The organism is Chelatococcus sp. XZ-Ab1 (assembly GCF_029309855.1).
GTDB classification, from domain to species: Bacteria; Pseudomonadota; Alphaproteobacteria; order Rhizobiales; family Beijerinckiaceae; genus Chelatococcus_A; species Chelatococcus_A sambhunathii.
On the sequence record NZ_JARKII010000001.1, the window covers coordinates 160,830 to 178,164 of the forward strand.

General features: G+C 67.8%; 18 protein-coding genes. 11 read left to right on the top strand and 7 right to left on the bottom strand.

Annotation, left to right across the window (positions count from 1 at the left end; genetic code table 11):
• Nucleotides 1-40 precede the first annotated feature (40 nt).
• From ychF to P2T65_RS00800, 4 genes are all read right to left on the bottom strand, one after another.
• Nucleotides 41-1,138, bottom strand: a complete 1,098-nt coding sequence (gene ychF / locus P2T65_RS00785; protein WP_071924107.1) for a redox-regulated ATPase YchF — start codon at nucleotides 1,136-1,138, stop codon at nucleotides 41-43.
• Between the two features lie 3 nt (nucleotides 1,139-1,141).
• Nucleotides 1,142-1,756 (bottom strand): aminoacyl-tRNA hydrolase, encoded by a 615-nt coding sequence (gene pth / locus P2T65_RS00790; protein ID WP_055457649.1) that lies wholly within the window; start codon nucleotides 1,754-1,756, stop codon nucleotides 1,142-1,144.
• Nucleotides 1,757-1,911: 155 nt separating this feature from the next.
• Complete coding sequence (locus tag P2T65_RS00795) at nucleotides 1,912-2,532, bottom strand: 50S ribosomal protein L25/general stress protein Ctc (RefSeq protein ID WP_055457648.1); 621 nt, start codon at nucleotides 2,530-2,532, stop codon at nucleotides 1,912-1,914.
• 165 nt (nucleotides 2,533-2,697) lie between these two features.
• Nucleotides 2,698-4,776 carry a mechanosensitive ion channel family protein gene (locus tag P2T65_RS00800; RefSeq protein WP_276199002.1) on the bottom strand — a complete coding sequence of 693 codons (2,079 nt, stop codon included), beginning with the start codon at nucleotides 4,774-4,776 and terminating at the stop codon, nucleotides 2,698-2,700.
• A gap of 161 nt (nucleotides 4,777-4,937) precedes the next feature.
• Between P2T65_RS00800 and P2T65_RS00805 the strand changes: the two genes are divergently transcribed.
• The 8 genes from P2T65_RS00805 to P2T65_RS00840 all read left to right on the top strand — a co-directional run bounded on the left by P2T65_RS00805 (nucleotide 4,938) and on the right by P2T65_RS00840 (nucleotide 12,110).
• Nucleotides 4,938-6,089, top strand: a complete 1,152-nt coding sequence (locus P2T65_RS00805) for a Xaa-Pro peptidase family protein (RefSeq protein WP_276199003.1) — start codon at nucleotides 4,938-4,940, stop codon at nucleotides 6,087-6,089.
• Nucleotides 6,090-6,295: 206 nt separating this feature from the next.
• Nucleotides 6,296-7,240, top strand: coding sequence for a ribose-phosphate pyrophosphokinase (locus P2T65_RS00810; protein WP_055457645.1), 945 nt, complete (start codon nucleotides 6,296-6,298; stop codon nucleotides 7,238-7,240).
• A gap of 8 nt (nucleotides 7,241-7,248) precedes the next feature.
• The gene (gene queC / locus P2T65_RS00815) at nucleotides 7,249-7,983 is read left to right on the top strand and encodes a 7-cyano-7-deazaguanine synthase QueC (protein WP_071924105.1); all 735 of its coding nucleotides are present in this window, start codon (nucleotides 7,249-7,251) and stop codon (nucleotides 7,981-7,983) included.
• On the top strand, nucleotides 7,980-8,555 hold the full coding sequence (locus P2T65_RS00820; protein ID WP_055457643.1) for a VUT family protein: 576 nt from the start codon (nucleotides 7,980-7,982) through the stop codon (nucleotides 8,553-8,555). Before queC ends, P2T65_RS00820 begins: the two co-directional genes overlap by 4 nt.
• A 57-nt stretch (nucleotides 8,556-8,612) precedes the next feature.
• Nucleotides 8,613-10,721 carry an excinuclease ABC subunit UvrC gene (gene uvrC, locus P2T65_RS00825; protein WP_276199004.1) on the top strand — a complete coding sequence of 703 codons (2,109 nt, stop codon included), beginning with the start codon at nucleotides 8,613-8,615 and terminating at the stop codon, nucleotides 10,719-10,721.
• A gap of 48 nt (nucleotides 10,722-10,769) precedes the next feature.
• Entirely contained in the window at nucleotides 10,770-11,378 is a 609-nt protein-coding gene (gene pgsA, locus P2T65_RS00830; protein ID WP_055457641.1) for a CDP-diacylglycerol--glycerol-3-phosphate 3-phosphatidyltransferase, read from the top strand.
• Nucleotides 11,375-11,626: a molybdopterin converting factor subunit 1 gene (gene moaD / locus P2T65_RS00835; protein WP_055457640.1), complete on the top strand. Its 252-nt coding sequence runs from the start codon at nucleotides 11,375-11,377 to the stop codon at nucleotides 11,624-11,626. The genes pgsA and moaD overlap by 4 nt, the downstream gene beginning before the upstream one ends.
• Nucleotides 11,627-11,630: 4 nt before the next feature.
• Complete coding sequence (locus P2T65_RS00840) at nucleotides 11,631-12,110, top strand: molybdenum cofactor biosynthesis protein MoaE (protein WP_276199005.1); 480 nt, start codon at nucleotides 11,631-11,633, stop codon at nucleotides 12,108-12,110.
• 169 nt (nucleotides 12,111-12,279) lie between these two features.
• On the opposite strand, the gene P2T65_RS00845 is transcribed toward P2T65_RS00840, so the two are convergent.
• Nucleotides 12,280-13,167 (bottom strand): branched-chain amino acid aminotransferase, encoded by an 888-nt coding sequence (locus P2T65_RS00845; protein WP_055457638.1) that lies wholly within the window; start codon nucleotides 13,165-13,167, stop codon nucleotides 12,280-12,282.
• 197 nt (nucleotides 13,168-13,364) lie between these two features.
• Between P2T65_RS00845 and P2T65_RS00850 the strand changes: the two genes are divergently transcribed.
• The 3 genes from P2T65_RS00850 to P2T65_RS00860 are packed head-to-tail and all read left to right on the top strand — an operon-like array spanning nucleotide 13,365 to nucleotide 15,963.
• Complete coding sequence (locus tag P2T65_RS00850; RefSeq protein WP_245282670.1) at nucleotides 13,365-13,850, top strand: MarR family transcriptional regulator; 486 nt, start codon at nucleotides 13,365-13,367, stop codon at nucleotides 13,848-13,850.
• A gap of 31 nt (nucleotides 13,851-13,881) precedes the next feature.
• Nucleotides 13,882-14,592, top strand: coding sequence for a response regulator transcription factor (locus P2T65_RS00855; RefSeq protein ID WP_055457636.1), 711 nt, complete (start codon nucleotides 13,882-13,884; stop codon nucleotides 14,590-14,592).
• Between the two features lie 27 nt (nucleotides 14,593-14,619).
• Nucleotides 14,620-15,963 carry an ATP-binding protein gene (locus tag P2T65_RS00860; protein ID WP_245280452.1) on the top strand — a complete coding sequence of 448 codons (1,344 nt, stop codon included), beginning with the start codon at nucleotides 14,620-14,622 and terminating at the stop codon, nucleotides 15,961-15,963.
• A gap of 6 nt (nucleotides 15,964-15,969) precedes the next feature.
• Here P2T65_RS00860 and P2T65_RS00865 read toward each other — a convergent pair whose 3' ends face one another.
• Together P2T65_RS00865 and P2T65_RS00870 are read right to left on the bottom strand one after the other, a co-directional pair.
• A complete protein-coding gene (locus P2T65_RS00865; protein ID WP_055457634.1) occupies nucleotides 15,970-16,329 on the bottom strand; it encodes a tRNA-binding protein in 360 nt (119 codons plus the stop codon).
• A 177-nt stretch (nucleotides 16,330-16,506) separates the two neighbouring features.
• Nucleotides 16,507-17,253, bottom strand: a complete 747-nt coding sequence (locus P2T65_RS00870) for a TetR family transcriptional regulator (protein WP_055457633.1) — start codon at nucleotides 17,251-17,253, stop codon at nucleotides 16,507-16,509.
• Nucleotides 17,254-17,335: the final 82 nt, after the last annotated feature.

Sequence of the window (17,335 nt, forward strand, 5' to 3'; positions counted from 1 at the left end):
CGCGTGGCACTGGCGGTTCGCCATTCGTCCGACCAAAACCTCAGGTCGCGAAGCGGAAGTGCAGAACATCGCCGTCGGCGACCTGATAGTCCTTGCCTTCAAGGCGCAGCTTGCCGGCATCGCGCGCCCCGGCCTCGCCCTTCAGCGCCACATAGTCGGCATAGGCGATGGTTTCGGCGCGGATGAAGCCCTTCTCGAAGTCGGTATGGATGACGCCGGCGGCCTGCGGTGCCCGCGTGCCGCGGGTGATGGTCCAGGCGCGCGCCTCCTTGGGCCCTACCGTGAAATAGGTGATGAGGCCGAGCAATTCGTAGCCGGCGCGGATCACGCGGTTGAGGCCGGGCTCCTCGAGGTCGATGGCGGCGAGATAGTCCGCCTGCTCCTCGGCCGGTAGCACGGCGATCTCGCTCTCGATCTTGGCCGAGACGACGACGGCCTTGGCCCCTTCCTCCGCGGCGCGCGCGAAGACGCGGGCGGAGAATGCGTTGCCATCGCGGGCCGAGCCCTCATCGACATTGCATACATAGAGGACGGGCTTCGACGTCAGCAGGCCGAGCATGCCGAAGGCGCGCTCCTCCTCCGGTTTGCGCTCGACGAGCCGGGCCGGCTTGCCGGCGCGCAGCAGGGTGAGGGCGCGCGAGATGAGGTCGAGGGATTCCTTCGCCTCCTTGTCGCCGCCGCGGGCCTTCTTCTCGAGGGCGGTGACGCGCTTTTCGAGGCTGTCGAGATCGGCGAGCATAAGCTCGGTCTCGATGGTTTCGATGTCGGCGATGGGGTCGATCTTGCCCTCGACGTGTGTGACGTCGCCGTCCTCGAAGCAGCGTACCACATGGGCGATGGCGTCAACCTCCCGGATGTTGGCGAGGAACTGGTTGCCGAGGCCCTCGCCCTTCGAGGCGCCGCGCACCAAGCCGGCGATGTCGACGAAGGTGAGCCGCGTCGGGATGATCTGCGCCGAGCCTGCGATCCCGGCGAGTGTCGTGAGGCGCGGGTCCGGGACCGCGACCTCGCCAACATTCGGCTCGATGGTGCAGAAGGGATAGTTGGCCGCCTGGGCCGCCGCCGTCTGCGTGAGCGCGTTGAAGAGCGTCGACTTGCCTACGTTCGGCAGGCCGACGATGCCGCACTTGAAACCCATCACCTATCCTCCGGCGCGTTCGCCCGGGCGCTTCACGTCGCCCCAACCCCGCGCATCCATGGCCAGATGCACCTTGTTCTGGAAACTGGCGTCCTCGCCCCTGGCAAGGAGCGCCGCAAACTCTGCCACCGCGCCCGTGAGATCCTCGACCCAGGGCTCCTCCGCCTTGGCGAAATCGCTGAGCACATAGGTGTGCACGAGCGCCTTGTCGCCGGGGTGACCGATGCCCAGGCGCACCCGGCGATAGTCGTTGCCGACGTGGGCGGAAATCGACCGCAGGCCGTTGTGCCCGGCGATGCCGCCGCCCGTCTTGATGCGCAGCCTGGCCGGTGCAAGGTCGAGCTCGTCGTGGAAGACGACGATATCCGCGAGGGCGACCTTGAAGAAGCGCTGCGCCTCGCCAACCGCACGGCCCGATTCGTTCATGTAGGTCTGGGGCTTCATGAGCAGGAGGCGTTCGCCGCCGACGACGGCCTCCGCCACCTCGCTCTGGAAGCGACGGCGCCACGGGCCGGCATTGTGCCGGCGGGCGATCTCGTCGACGGCCATGAAGCCGATGTTGTGCCGATTGTGCGCATAGCGCGCGCCCGGATTGCCGAGCCCGACGAACAGCAGCATGGCGAAGCCCCGTGAACGGAAGGAAGCACATGGTGCTCCCGAAACCCGGCGCGGCCGGCCAGTGCGGCCAGCATGCACCGGGCTCGATCCTCGGGCGGTGCCCAGGGAGAGGCAGACAGGGCGGACGAAGAGGCCCGCCCCGCTCTTGGGGAAAATTACTTCTCTTCGGTCTCGCCGGCAGCAGCTTCCTCGGCCGTCTCGGCGACGAGCTTGGACGGCGCGACCACGGTCGCGATGGTGAAGTCGCGGTCCTGGATCACGGGGGTGACGCCGGCCGGCAGCTTGACGGCCGAGATGTGAATGGAATCGCCGATCTCCCGGCCCGTGAGGTCGATGTCGATCGCATCGGGGATGGCATCGACCGGCACGATGAGCTCGACCGTGTGGCGTACGACGTTGAGCGTGCCGCCACGCTTGAGGCCGGGCGAAGCTTCCTGGTTCAGGAAGTGCACAGGCACTTCGACGTTGACGGTGGCATCGCGCGTCACGCGCAGGAAGTCGACGTGGAGAGGCGTGTCCTTCACCGGATCGAGCTGAAAGTCGCGCGGAATGGCGCGGGTCTTGCTGCCGTCGACGTCGATCTCGAAAACGGTGGTGAGGAAACCGCCGGAGAAGATCAGGCGCTTCGTCTCGTTGAAGTCGAGCGCGATCGGCTGCGGCGCTTCGCCGAGACCGTAGATGACTGCGGGAACACGGCCCTGACGGCGAACGGCACGGGCGGCCCCCTTGCCGACCCGCTCGCGAGCCGAGGCCTTGAGCTGCTTGACAGCGGACATGGCTTCGATCCTTTGTGGTCACGGAACAGAAACGGCCGTGCTCGCGCACGGCCATTCACGTTCAACAGAACATGTGTGGCGCACCCGTGCCTCCAGGGGTGTCTGGCGGGCGCGCGTTGCCTTTAGCAGCAAGTCCTCGATTTTGCAACGCTGCGTGGCCGGACGTCAGCCCTGCGCCTGCGCCCGCTCCTCGGCCAGATGGCGCGACAGGTCGGCTGCCGCGGCGGCGGAGGTGTCGCTCCGGCCGTCGCCGCCCTGCACGACGACCGCATTGGAGGCGAAGCGGATGCCGGCGTCGGTGAAGCCCTTGAACAGGCGCTTGACGGCCTCGCGCTGGATGAGGGCCTGCCGGCCCGGCTTGACGGTGAACTTGAAGCGGCAGACGAGGGCGTTCTCCTGCACGTCGGCGACGCCCTGCATCTTCACGGGGCCGATGAAATCCTTGCCATATTCCTCGTGGGTCAGGAGGTCCTGGCCGATCTTCTTGGCGATCTTTCGCGCCTGTTCCACGTCGGCATCGCGGGCGAGGCGCAGGTTGAACTTCACCGTCGCCCAGTCGCGGCTGAAGTTGGTCACGGCGCCGAGCTGGCCGTAGGGAATGGTGTGGAACTGCCCGTTCTGGTGGCGGATGCGCAGCGAGCGCACCGAGATGCGCTCGACCATGCCCTTGTGGCTGCCGGCCTGGATGTATTCGCCGACGCGGAAGGCGTCGTCTGCAAGATAGAAGATGCCGGAGACGATATCGCGCACCAGCGCCTGCGAGCCGAAGCTGAAGGCGAGGCCGAAGATGCCGGCGCCGGCGAGGATCGGGCCGATGTTGACGCCGAGATGCGACAGGGCGACGAGGATGGCGGTGGCGACGATGAGCGCGCCGACGAAGCCTTCGAGCAGCGGCAGGACCGAGGCGAGCCGCCCCGCCGGCCGCGGCAGGCCGGCGGCGTCGTGATCGTCCGCCGATCCGTGCGTCCGCGGGGCGAACTTGAGGCGTGCCCAGCCGCGCAGCAGCTCGAACAAGATGTAGCCGACGACGAGAATGCCGACCGCCGTCAGGAGCGCCTCGCGCCAGGCGTACCAGAGTTCCTGGCTGACGAGCGCGAGGATCTCGACCACCCAGAGCCGGACGAAGAAGGTCGCGAGGGCAGTTATGGCAACAGCGATCACGATGCGGCGCGCCGTGATCAGGATCTGCAGGAGATATGGCGACCCGGGGTCAGGCACGGCTGCATCCGCTGCCTCCGCATCCGCCACGAGGGCGAGCTCGGCCGAGGGCTCCTCGGCTTCGGTCGTCTCCGGAGCCTCCTGCGGGCGGCAGCAGGCGATGGCATAGGCGAGGAAGCGGTCGAGCGTCGCCACGACAAGGGCGAGCAGCGCCGAGAAGGCAGCGGCGTGATAGAGGTCGAAGTCGAGCGCGACGATGCCGTAGATCCACGCCACCCAGACGAGGACGACGATTGCACCGGCGGCAATGACGACGGCACGCGGCGCCTCGGCGGCGTGCGCGAAGAAACGAGCGAGCGTCATGCCTGCGGCTGTGGCGGCGAGCGTGCCGACGATCACGCCAAGGGCCTGTGCCGGCGGGCGCGCGATGCCGGCGCGGACGAAGACCGGCATGAGCGTGTAGAAGACAAGAAGGATGGCGAGCGTCGCGCCGGCGCCGACGAGTACGGCGCGCACCCGGTCCTCTCCGACCGCCACGAGGCGCAACTGCGGCTCCTGAGGGCGCAGGAGGGTGAGCGGCAGCAGCATGGCCAGCCGCCAGCGCACGGCCGCCCCGACGATCGCAACGGCAAGCCCATGCACCGGCGTGTCGCCGCGCAGGAACAGCCGCGCCAGCAATGCCGTGATAGCAACCATGACGATGAGGCCGGCCGCATCGACGACGAGCCGACGCACGGCCTTCTTGAGCCGTGCTCGCCCGTCGTCATCCGCATGAATCTCTGCACCCCCGGCAAGGCGGCGCACCAGCGTGGGAACGAAGAGCACCGCGACGCCGATGACGACGGCGTGGGCGAGGAGCGTGCCGGCCTCGGGGACGTCGGCCGTCATGACATCCCACACGTCGGCAAAGGCGGAGGGGATCTGTGGCGTCGCAACGAGCACGTCCCATAGGGCGCGCCCCGCCTGGCCGATGTGCATGGCCAGCGCGTCGATGAAGCCTTCATTGCCGCCGGTCAGGGGGCCTGCGTGCGCATCGGCGGCGTTGCCGGCGATCAACCCCGATCCGAGCCCTGCCGCTGCACGCATTCCCGTCCCCGACGCATCAGTTGCTTCAGGATGATGTCTGTAGCGCGCAGAAGACAAGGAATTCTTACTGCGGAAAGCGCCGTGCGGCCTCGACGGGGCGGGTCCGAAGCTGGCATTGATGAGTGGATTGCATCCGCCCGGTCCACCCATGAGGAACCCGCATGGCCCTGCATTTCTCGCCAGCCGAATTCGCCCGCCGCAAGGAAAGCCTGCTTGCCGCGATGGAACGGGAGAAGCTCGACGGGCTCCTCCTGTTCCAGCAGGAATCGATGTACTGGCTGACCGGCTACGACACCTTCGGCTTCTGCTTTTTCCAGAGCCTTCTCGTTACGGCCGGCGGCGACATCGTGCTTCTCACCCGCTCCGCCGATCTGCGGCAGGCGGAGCTGACGTCGAATATCGAGGACATCCGCATCTGGAGGGACGGCCGGGACGCCGACCCGGCGGGCGAGCTCAGCGCCATCGCGGCCGAGAAGGGCCTCGCCGGCAAACGCATCGGCGTCGAATACGAATCCTACGGCCTCGTCGCCGCCAACGGCCGCAGGCTCGACGCCGCCTTCGATGGCCTTGCGCAGCTCACGGATGCCTCGCTCGTCGTCACGCGCCTGAGGGCGGTGAAGTCGCAGGAGGAACTCGCCTATGTGCGCCGGGCGGCGGTGCTCGCGGATGAGGCCGACCGGGCGGCCATCGCCCTGACGCGGGCCGGGGCCGACGAGGGCGAGATCCTCGCCGCCCAGCACGCGGCGATCTTCCGCGGCGGTGGCGACTATCCCGCCAACGAGTTCATCATCGGCTCCGGACGCGAGGCCCTGCTGTGCCGCTACAAGAGCGGCCGGCGCGTGCTCGATCCGCGCGACCAGCTGACGCTCGAATTCGCCGGCGTCTACCGGCACTACCACGTCGCGGCCATGCGCACGCTCGTCATCGGCGACCCGCGGCCCGAGCATCTCACCTATCACCGAGCGGCGCAGGAGGCGTTGCTCGCCTGCGAGGCGGCTATGCGGCCGGGCAAGACGGCGGGGGACGTCTTCACAGCCCATGCCAAGGCACTGGACGCGGCGGGGCTCGCCGGCCACCGCCTCAACGCCTGCGGCTATTCGCTAGGCGCCAAGTTCACCCCGTCGTGGATGGACTGGCCGATGTTCTACGAGGATAACGACTGGCCGCTGGTGCCGGGCATGGTGATGTTCGCGCACATGATCCTGATGGATTCGCAAAGCGGGACCGCCATGTGCCTCGGCCGCACCTATCTCGTGACGGAGGGTGCGCCCGACGCGCTGAACCTGCCCTCACTCGATCTCGTGCTGTGTTGAGCAAGGCCTGGAACCCTCTTGCCACTAGCGGGGAGGGGCATGCCGGCCATCCAGATGCCGCGCTGCAGCACAAGTGCTATTGTTCACCCGCGCCATCGCTGATAAGAGCCGCGCAGACCAATATGTCCGGGTTGTGACAGCGCGACCCGTGGCAGACGGCCAGGCTCTAGTTCCACAGCTCCGCTCAACATACGGGAACGCGCTGGATGAAACCCTCGATCAAGCTCGTCGCGGGCAATTCGAACCGTCCGCTCGCCGAGGCCATCTCGAACTATCTCGAGGTGCCGCTCGCGACCTGCCAGGTCAAGCGCTTCGCCGACATGGAGGTGTTCGTCGAGATTCAGGAGAACGTACGCGGCGAGGATGTCTTCGTCATCCAGTCGACCTCGTTCCCGGCCAACGACCACCTGATGGAGCTGCTCATCATCATCGATGCGCTGCGCCGCTCCTCCGCCCGCCGCATCACGGCCGTGCTGCCCTATTTCGGCTATGCCCGGCAGGACCGCAAGCCCGGCCCGCGCACGCCGATCTCGGCCAAGCTCGTCGCCAACCTCATCACTCGCGCCGGCGCCGACCGTGTGCTGACGCTCGACCTGCACGCCGGGCAGATCCAGGGCTTCTTCGACATCCCGACCGACAACCTCTATGGCGCGCCGGTGATGGTGCGCGACATCCGCGAACACATGGACCTCGCCAATGTCATGGTGGTCTCGCCGGACGTCGGCGGCGTGGTGCGCGCCCGCGCGCTCGCCAAGCGGATCGACGCACCGCTTGCCATCGTCGACAAGCGCCGCGAGCGGCCGGGCGAGTCGGAGGTGATGAACATCATCGGCAATGTCGAGGGTCGTTCCTGCATTCTCGTCGACGATATCATCGATTCCGGCGGCACGCTGTGCAACGCCGCCGACGCGCTGCTCGCCAAGGGCGCGCGCGAGGTCTACGCCTATTGCACGCATGGCGTGCTCTCCGGCGGGGCCGTGGCGCGCATCTCGTCCTCGCGCCTCAAGCAACTCGTCATCACCGATTCCATCCAGCCGACCGAGGCCGTGAAGGTGGCGCCGAACATCCGCGTCATCACCATCGCCCCGCTCATCGGCGAGGCCATCGGCCGCACGGCGACGGAATCGAGCGTCTCCAGCCTGTTCGACTGATCGGTGCGATGCCCGAGCTCGCCGACGACAAGGCCCTCGTCCTCTTTTCCGGCGGGCAGGATTCCACCGTCTGCCTCGGCTGGGCGCTTGAGCGCTTCGCCCATGTGGAAACGATCGGCTTCGACTACGGCCAGCGCCATGCGGTGGAGCTGACCTGCCGCGGGGTGATCCGCGAGCGCCTTGCCCGGCCGGGCGCGATGGGGGAGAGGCGGCTCGGCCGCGACCATGTCGTGCCGCTTGCCGCGCTCGGCGCCATCTCCGACACGGCGATGACGCGCGAGGTCGCGATCGCGACGGGCGAGAACGGCCTGCCGACGACCTTCGTCCCCGGCCGCAACCTCATCTTCCTCACTTTCGCGGCGGCGCTCGCCTATCGGCGCGGGACGCGCCACATCGTGCTCGGCGTGTGCGAGACGGATTACTCCGGCTATCCTGACTGCCGCGACGACACAATCAAGGCGATGCAGGTCGCCATCAATCTCGGCACCGACAGCCGCTTCGTGCTGCACACGCCGCTGATGTGGCGCGACAAGGCGGAGACCTTCGCGCTCGCCGAGCGGCTGGGCGGCGCGGATTTCCTCGCCCTCGTCGTCGAGGAGACGCACACGTGCTACCTTGGCGAGCGCTCGCGCCGCCACGACTGGGGCTATGGCTGCGGCACCTGCCCGGCCTGCGAGTTGCGCGCCGCCGGCTGGGCGAAATGGCGCACCGGGCGCAACACGGAAGACAACGACGGACCATGAACCCGACGACCGACAAGATCCGGCAGAAACAGTTCGAGGGCATCCTCGCCCTCCTCGTCTTCGGCCTCACCATCCCCGCCGCCAACTGGCTCATCGGCAATGCCGGCACGGTCTGCGTGCCGGAGGGGCCGTGCCTCATCCCGGTTGCACCCGGCATCATGGCGCCGAGTGGCGTGCTGATGATCGGCCTTGCGCTCGTCGCGCGCGACATCGTGCAGCGGCGCCTCGGCGCCAAGGCCGCGCTCGGAGCGATCGTCGTCGGCACGGCGCTCTCGGCCCTGCTTGCGCCGCAGGCCATAGTCATAGCGTCTGCCGCGGCCTTCCTCCTGTCGGAACTGGCCGATTTCGCCGTCTATACGCCGCTGCAGCGCAAGCGCTTCGTGACGGCGGTCGTGCTGTCGAGCGTCGTCGGCCTCGTGGTCGACAGCGCCGTCTTCCTGCAACTCGCCTTCGGCAGCCTTGACTTCTTCGCCGGCCAGGTCATCGGCAAGGCATGGATGGTGCTTCTCGCCGTGCCCTTCATCCACTGGCTGCGCCAGCGCGACGCCCGGATCGGCCTCGCGCCGGCGTGATGCTGCATCCCGCGCCGGCCTCTTGACCTTCCATCCGCACGGCGTCACCTCATCGCCATGATGGCGGACGACTCGAAGAGCGGAAGAGCCCCCGCGCGGCAGGACGAGGACGTCCCGGCGGAGACGGGCGAGAATGGCGGCGAACTGCGCGAGATCGAGCATCTCGTCGCCGATGCGCCGGCTTCCGTGCGCGCTGGCGCGGAGGTCATCCGCGACTTTTGGAAGACATTGCCCAACAGCCCCGGCGTCTATCGCATGATCGACGCCTCGGGCGACGTGCTCTATGTCGGCAAGGCGCGCAGCCTCAAGAAGCGCGTCGCCAACTACATGCGCGGCATCGGCCACGGCGGGCATCGCACCATGCGGATGATCGCCGAGACGGCGGCCATGGAATTCGTCACCACGCAGACGGAGACCGAGGCGTTACTGCTCGAGGCCAATCTCATCAAGCAGTTGCGGCCGCGCTACAATGTGTTGTTACGCGACGACAAGTCCTTCCCCTACATTCTCATCACCGGCGACCATGAGGCGCCGCAACTCGTCAAGCACCGTGGCGCCCGTACGCGCAAGGGCAATTACTACGGCCCCTTCGCCAATGCGGGCGCCGTGACGCGCACCGTCAACGCCCTGCAGCGCGCCTTCCTTCTGCGCACCTGCACCGACAGCTATTACGAGAACCGCACGCGCCCGTGCCTGCTGTTCCAGATCAAGCGCTGCGCCGCGCCCTGCACCGGGGAAATCTCGCTCGCGGATTACGGCCATCTCGTCGAGGAGGCGCGCGGATTCCTCTCCGGCCGCTCCAGCGCGGTGAAGCAGATGCTGGCAGGCGAGATGCAGGCGGCTTCCGAGGCGCTCGAATTCGAGAGAGCGGCGCGCTACCGCGACCGTCTCGCGGCGCTGTCGGCCGTGCAGACGAGCCAGGACATCAACCCGCAGGGCGTGGAAGAGGCGGACGTCTTCGCGCTCGATGAACAGGCCGGGCAGTTCTGCGTGCAGGTCTTCTTCTTCCGCAATCACCAGAACTGGGGCAACCGCGCCTATTTTCCGAAGGCCGACAAGAGCTTGCCGCCGGAGGAGGTGCTGACCTCCTTCATTGCCCAGTTCTACGACGACAAGCCGTGCCCGCGGCTCGTACTCGTCTCGCACGAGCCGGCCGAGCGCGATCTGCTCGTGGAAGCCCTGTCGGCCCGCGCCGGCCAGCGCGTCGAGATCGCGGCGCCGAAACGCGGCGAGAAGCGCGACCTTGTGGCGCACGCGGCGCAGAACGCGCGCGAGGCCCTGGGCCGGCGTCTGGCCGACACGAGCTCGCAGCGCAAGCTGCTTGCCGCGGTGGGCGAGGCGCTCGGCCTCGCCGAAGCACCGCGGCGCATCGAGGTCTACGACAACTCGCACATCTCCGGCACAAACGCCGTCGGCGCCATGATCGTCGCGGGTGCGGACGGGTTCATGAAGAGCCACTACCGCACCTTCAACATCCGCTCGCAGGACCTCACGCCCGGCGACGACTACGGCATGATGCGCCAGGTGATGCAGCGGCGGTTCGCGCGGTTGCTGAAGGAGGCGCCGCGGGTGAGGCCGGAGGAGGCCCGCGACATGTCGCAGGCGGATATGGCGTCCGATCCCTCCCGCTCGGCGGAGAAACGAGGTGCCGATGGCCTTCCGGACCTCCCGCCGGAAACGGACGGGGACGGGGACGGAGCCTTTCCCGCCTGGCCGGATCTCGTGCTCATCGACGGCGGCAAGGGCCAGATCGAGGCCGCGCGCCAGGTGCTCGCCGAACTCGGCATCACGGACGTGCCGCTCGTCGGTGTCGCCAAGGGAGCGGATCGCGATGCCGGTCGCGAGACCTTCGTCATCCCCGGACGCGAGCCCTTCCGTCTGCCGCCGCGCGATCCGGCCCTCTATTTCATCCAGCGTCTGCGCGATGAGGCGCACCGCTTCGCCATTGGCACGCACCGGGCCAGGCGCAGGCGCGACATCGGCCGCAATCCGCTCGACGAGATCGCCGGCGTCGGCCCGGCGCGCAAGCGGGCGCTGCTGCACCACTTCGGCACGGCGAAGGCGGTCTCGCGCGCCTCGCTCGACGACCTGCAGCGCGTGCCCGGGATCAATGCCGCCACAGCGCGACTCGTCTATGATTTCTTCCACGAGACGGATGGGCGATAGACTGCCCGAGGTTGACGCACCGCAACAGAAAAGGTTTGCTCGCGCCCGATGAGTGAGACTGCCACCACGCGCCGGAATGGCGCGCTGAGCCTGCCGAATCTCCTGACCTATGGTCGCATCGCGGCCGTGCCGGCGGTGGTCGTCTGCCTCTTCTGGCCGGAGGACCTGTGGACGCGCTGGATCGCGCTTGGCCTCTATATCGCAGCGGCGGTGACGGATTATCTCGACGGCTGGCTGGCGCGCGCCTGGTCGCAGCAATCGGCGCTTGGGCGCATGCTCGACCCCATCGCCGACAAGCTCCTCGTGGCGGCGTGCCTCCTCATGCTCGCCTCGGACGGGACCATCCGCGGTTGGAGCATGTGGGCGGCCATCATCATCCTGTGCCGCGAGATCCTCGTTTCGGGTCTGCGCGAATTCCTGGCGGAACTGCGCGTCAGCGTTCCGGTGACGCGTGTCGCCAAGTGGAAGACGACGTTCCAGCTCCTTTCCATCGGCTTTCTCGTGGCCGGTCCGGCCGGGGAGCGTGTATTGCCCGGCACGATCGTGATCGGCATCGTGCTCCTGTGGCTCGCCGCGGTGCTGACGCTCTACACCGGGTGGGACTATATGAAGGCCGGGATCAAGCATCTCCTCGAGGAGGACGCGCGGCGGTCATGAAAATCGTCTATTTCGCGTGGGTGCGCGAGCGGATCGGCAAGACCGAGGAAACCGTGACGCCACCGGACGAGGTGCGCACGGTCGCCGAACTCGCCGGCTGGCTCAGGGGCAGGGGCGAGGAATATGCCCATGCCTTCGCCGAGCCGGATATCGTGCGCGCGGCCATCGACCGGCGCCACGTCAGGCCCGATGCGCCCATCGCGGGAGCGGGCGAGATCGCCTTCTTCCCGCCCATGACAGGCGGCTGACACCATGGCCGATATCCGCGTCCAGTCGGCCGATTTCGATGTCGCGGCGGAAGTGGCGGCGCTGCAGGCCGGCGGGGATGCGGGTGCCCGGGAGCCCGGCCCTCATGACATTGGTGCCGTCGTCACCTTCATCGGCGTGTGCCGGAACGACGGCGGGCGGCTCGCCGCGCTCGAGCTCGAGCATTATCCCGGCATGGCGGAGGAGGAGATCGCGCGCGTGGCCGCGGAGGCGGAGCGGCGCTGGCCGCTGAAGGGCCTTTGCGTCATCCACCGCTACGGCCTCATCCGCCCCGGCGAGAACATCGTGCTCGTCGTCACCGCCTCGGATCATCGGCAGGCGGCCTTCGAGGCGGCGTCGTTCCTGATGGATTACCTGAAGACCCGCGCGCCGTTCTGGAAGAAGGAGTATCTCGCCGACGGCACCAGCGGCGGCTGGGTGGCGCCGCGGCAGGAGGACGACGAGGCGACAACACGCTGGGAGTGAGGGAACAGCGTATCCCGGCGCGTCACGCCCGCGCCTGCTGCGGGCATCCACGCCTTCAACAGGCAAGCGCCGCGTTCAGAAGTAGATGGCGGGACAAGCCCGGCCATGGCGCTGGATATCGTTCATCGCAAAAGGCGGGCGGGCGCCGGGAGGCACCCGCCGCCATACCTCACGCCGCCCGGGCCTTCGGCTGCACCTCGGCCATGTAGTCATCGAGCAGGGCCTTGGTGATGGCGCCGGGCACGAAGGTGTAGGGGCCAATCTCGGCGACCGGCGTCACCTCGGCGGCGGTGCCGGTGATGAAACACTCCGAGAAGCCCTCGAGCTCGCCCGGCAGGATGGCGCGCTCGACGACCTCGAAGCCGCGGCGCTTGGCGAGGTCGATGACCGTGCGGCGGGTGATGCCGTCGAGGAAGCAGTCCGGTGTCGGCGTGTGCAGCGCGCCGTCCTTCACGAAGAAGACGTTGGCGCCCGTGCACTCGGCGACCTGGCCGCGCCAGTCGAGCATCAGGGCGTCGGCATAGCCCTTGCGCTCGGCCTTGTGCTTGGAGATCGTGCAGATCATGTAGAGGCCGGCAGCCTTGGACTTGCACGGGATCGTCGCCGGATCCGGGCGGCGGAACTCGGCCATGTCGAGCCGGATGCCCTTGAGGCGCTGGGCCGGGTCGAAATAGCTCGGCCATTCCCAGGTGGCGATGGCGAGGTGGATCTTATTGTGCTGGGCCGAGACGCCCATCATCTCCGAGCCGCGCCAGGCGACCGGGCGCACATAAGCGTCGACCTGACCGTTCTTCTCCAGCACCAGGCGCTTGGCGGCGTCGATCTCCTCGACCGAGAACGGGATCTCGAAATCGAGGTATTCCGCCGACTTCTTCAGGCGCTGCGAGTGCTCGGTAGACTTGAAAATAGCGCCGCCATAGGCGCGCTCGCCCTCGAACACGCAGGAGGCATAGTGCAGGCCGTGGGAGAGTACGTGCAGCGTCGCGTCCTGCCAGGGGACGAGCTTGCCATCGAACCAGATGACACCTTCACGCTGATCGAACGGAATGACTGACATTGGGAGATTCTCCTCACGACCTCGTCCGCCTTCGGTGCCGGAGGGTCAGAATGCTACCCAAAACAGCCCGGCAAAGTTCATTCGTTTCGCGGATCGCGCTTGACGAGTAACAATCGGCTTGAGATATGTCAATAAGGCTGACGTAACGGAGTGACGCATTGTCTGGAGCCCTTGCCGAGGCGCCGCCCGCGGCTGCGATCGACCCCGTCGAGACGCAATCTTGTTTCGACGTGATCGAGCTTCTCTTCTTCGCCTATCGCGACTTCGTCAGCGATCCCGACCGCATCCTGACGGACTACGGCTTCGGCCGGGCCCATCACCGGGTACTGCATTTCGTCAACCGCCAGCCGGGTCTCACCATCGCCGAGCTGCTCGACATCCTGCGCATCACCAAGCAGAGCCTCAACCGCGTGCTCAAGGAGCTGGTCGAAAAGGGCTTCGTCGAGCAGCGCACCGGCGTGCAGGACCGGCGCCAGCGCCTCCTGTTCCCCACCGTCAAGGGCCGCGACCTGGCGCTCGCGCTCTCCCGGTTGCAGGGCGAGCGCATTCGCCGGGCGATCGAGCGCTGTGGCGAGGACGACAGGCAGGCGGCGCTACGCTTTCTTTTCGCCATGATCGACGAAAACGATCGCGACCACGTGGCGCGCCTCGTGTACGGTGCGGGCCAACGGAAGGGGCAGTGACGGGCGGGTGCCGCCTGTCGGGGATTGACGGATGCGAAGGGCGATCTCGCTGGCGGACGATGCACCGCACATTCTCGTGGTTGATGACGACAGGCGCCTGCGCGATCTCCTCACACGGTTCCTCAGCGAGAACGGCTACCGCGTGACGCCGGCCGCCAATGCGGCCGAGGCCGAGTCACGGCTCGGCCACATGGTCTTCGACCTGATGGTGCTCGACATCATGATGCCCGGCGAGAACGGCTTCGACTTCGCCAGACGCCTGCGGCTGCTGTCGGGCATGCCGATCCTGATGCTGACGGCGCGGGCGGATGCCGGCGACCGGGTGAGGGGGCTCGAGATCGGTGCGGACGACTATCTGTCGAAGCCCTTCGAACCGCGTGAACTCCTGCTGCGCGTCGGCAACATCCTCAAGCGGGCGGGCAACGGCGAGGGCGCCCAGGCGCCGGCCGATGCCATCCGCTTCGGCGAGTTCACCTTCCGCCTCGACCGGGGCGAACTGCGCCGCGGCGACGAGATCATCCGCATCACGGACCGGGAGCGGGAGATCCTGAGCATCCTTGGCTCGCGCCCGGGCCAGCAGGTGCCGCGCGAGGCGCTCGCCGGGCTCGGGGCCGGTGCCAGCGAGCGCACGGTAGATGTGCAGATCAACCGGCTGCGCCGCAAGATCGAGCGTGACCCGGCCAACCCGGTGCATCTGCAGACCGTGCGCGGCATAGGCTACCGGTTGCTCGTGGACGAATGACGTGACCTCATGAGCCTAATCAGTGCGATGGGTCGACCGTCGGCCTTCTTCCACCGGGCCTTGCGCTGGGTTGGCTCGATGATGCCCAAGGGCCTCTATGCCCGCTCGCTTATCATCATCATCGCACCGGTCGTTATCCTGCAGTCCGTCGTTGCCTATGTCTTCATGGAGCGGCACTGGCAACTCGTCACCCGGCGGCTGTCGTCCGCCGTATCAGGCGACGTCGCGGCGCTCATCCACGTCTACGAGAGCTATCCGCAGGATGCCGAGGCGACGATCCTTACGCGCATCGCGGCGCAGGATCTCGGGCTCGACGTAGACATCCTGCCGGGCGAGGAACTGCCGCCGCCGGGGCCGAAGCCCTTCTTCTCCATCCTCGACAGCGTGCTCTCCGACGAGATCCGCAAGCAGGTGGCGCGCCCGTTCTGGATCGACACCGTGGGGCGCTCCAACCTCATCGAGATCCGCATCAAGCTCGACAAGGCGGTGATGCGCATCATCGCGCGGCGCAGCCTCGCCTATGCGTCGAACTCCCACATCTTCCTCGTGTGGATGGTGACGGCATCGCTGGTGCTGCTCGCCGTCGCCATCCTCTTTCTGCGCAACCAGATCAAGCCGATCCTGCGCCTTGCCGACGCTTCCGAAGCCTTCGGCAAGGGGCGCGAGGTCGAGTTCCACCCGCGCGGCGCGCGCGAGGTGCGCCGGGCCGGCCAGGCCTTCCTCGAGATGAAGCAGCGCGTCGAGCGGGCCATCGACCAGCGCACGACCATGCTGAACGGTGTCAGCCACGACCTGCGCACAATCTTGACGCGGTTCAAGCTGTCGCTCGCCATGCTGGAGGACACACCGGACGTCGAGGCCCTGCGCAAGGACGTCGACGAGATGACACGCATGCTCGAGGCCTATCTCGCCTTCGCGCGCGGCGATGCCGGCGAGCAGCCGGCACCGACCGACATGCGGGACCTGCTCGAGGACCTGCAGGCTGATCTCGAGCGGCAGGGCCATGCGACGAGCGTGACCGTGGCCGATGACCTCGTCGTCACCGTGCGGCCGGACGCTTTCCGGCGCCTCCTCGTCAACCTGGTGGCCAATGCGGCGCGACATGGCAAGACCATCGCCATCAATGCCCTACGCGACCTGCGCTGGCTCATCATCACGGTGGACGACGACGGCCCCGGCGTGCCGAAGGAGCTGCGCGAGGAGGTGTTCAAGCCCTTCGTGCGTCTCGACGAGGCGCGCAACGTCGACGACGGCGGCACCGGCCTCGGCCTTGCCATCGCCCGCGACATCGCCCGCTCCCATGGCGGCGACGTGACGCTGATGGACAGCCCGCTCGGCGGCCTCCGGGCGATGGTGCGCATACCCGTCTAGCAGGCCTCAGTACAGCCGCCCGCCATTCGGCACGGGGCGGTCGGGGCCGATGAGCATGACGTTGCCGGCCGCGTCGGGCACGCCGAGCGTCAGTACCTCGGACATGAAGGGGCCGATCTGGCGCGGGGCGAAGTTGACGACCGCCAGCACCTGCCGGCCGACGAGATCCTCGGGCGCGTGGTTCTGGGTGATCTGGGCCGACGACTTCCTGCGGCCGATGTCACCGCCGAAATCGATCACGAGCTTGAATGCCGGCTTGCGGGCCTCCGGGAAGGGGGCGACCTCGACGATGGTGCCGACGCGGATGTCGATCTTGAGGAAATCGTCGAAGGTGATGCGTTCGCTTGCGAGGTCCGTCGTCGACATGGGCAGGAATTCTCCATCGGTTGCGGGCGTCGCCGCATGTGCCGCCGGCGACGCTCCAATGCAAGATCATCGCGCAACGCATCCCAACGTCGGCGTGGAGAAACGACCGATGATGACAGAAGATGCCGCATCCGGGCCCGCCGCAGCAGATTCTGCGGCGGGCCCGAATGATGGGGGTCAGATGGCCGGGGCGAAGGATTCGTTGTCGTCGCCGTCGATGTCGCGGCGGCTGCGCGCCCGCTCGCGCCAATAGCGGCGATTGCGGGCGCGGCCCTCGCAGAAGACGCGTGCGGCGGCCCGGAACGGGGCGGCAAGACGGTAGGCATCCTCGGCGCAGCGCAGCATGCGCTCCCCGCGCGTCAACTCCCGGTCGAGCCGGGCCATGGTCGCGGCGAGCGCCGGATCGTCGTCGTCGTACCAGGTGTCGAGCACGCGGGCGTAGACGAGGACGGCGCCCTGCAGGCGCAACCGCCCCATGGCGCCTTCCGTGTCGATGCCAGCGGCCTCCAGCATGAAGCGCTGGGAATTGAGTGCCAGCCGCGCCAGCTCCGGCAGGGCCGTCAGTTCGCGCCGGAGACTGCGGGACAGGCGCTTGAGGGCGGCCCGGTAGGGCGTCAGCGCATCGAGCCGGCGCATCATGACGTCGAAGACGCGCTCGCGGGCCGGCTGGTCTGCCATGCTGTCGGGCGCCTCGGGCGCCGGCATGGCTTCGAGCACCGCCTTGTCGATGCGGCGGCTGAACTCGGCGAGGACAGCGCCCTTGGAGCCGAAGGCGCCGCGGAACTCGGCCAGCGTCACGCCCGCCTCGGCAGCAATGTCGGAGAGGCGTATCGCGTCCCAGTCCCTCTCGGCGGCGAGGCGCATGAGGGCCTCGACGATGTCACCGCGGATGTCGCGCGCCTTTTCGGTGCCCTTGGCTGCCATGTCGTCCTCCTCGATGCACGGTCTGTCTTCAAGATAGGCATTGCCGCCGGCATCGGAAGGGGAATCGTGCCGGCAGGGCGCG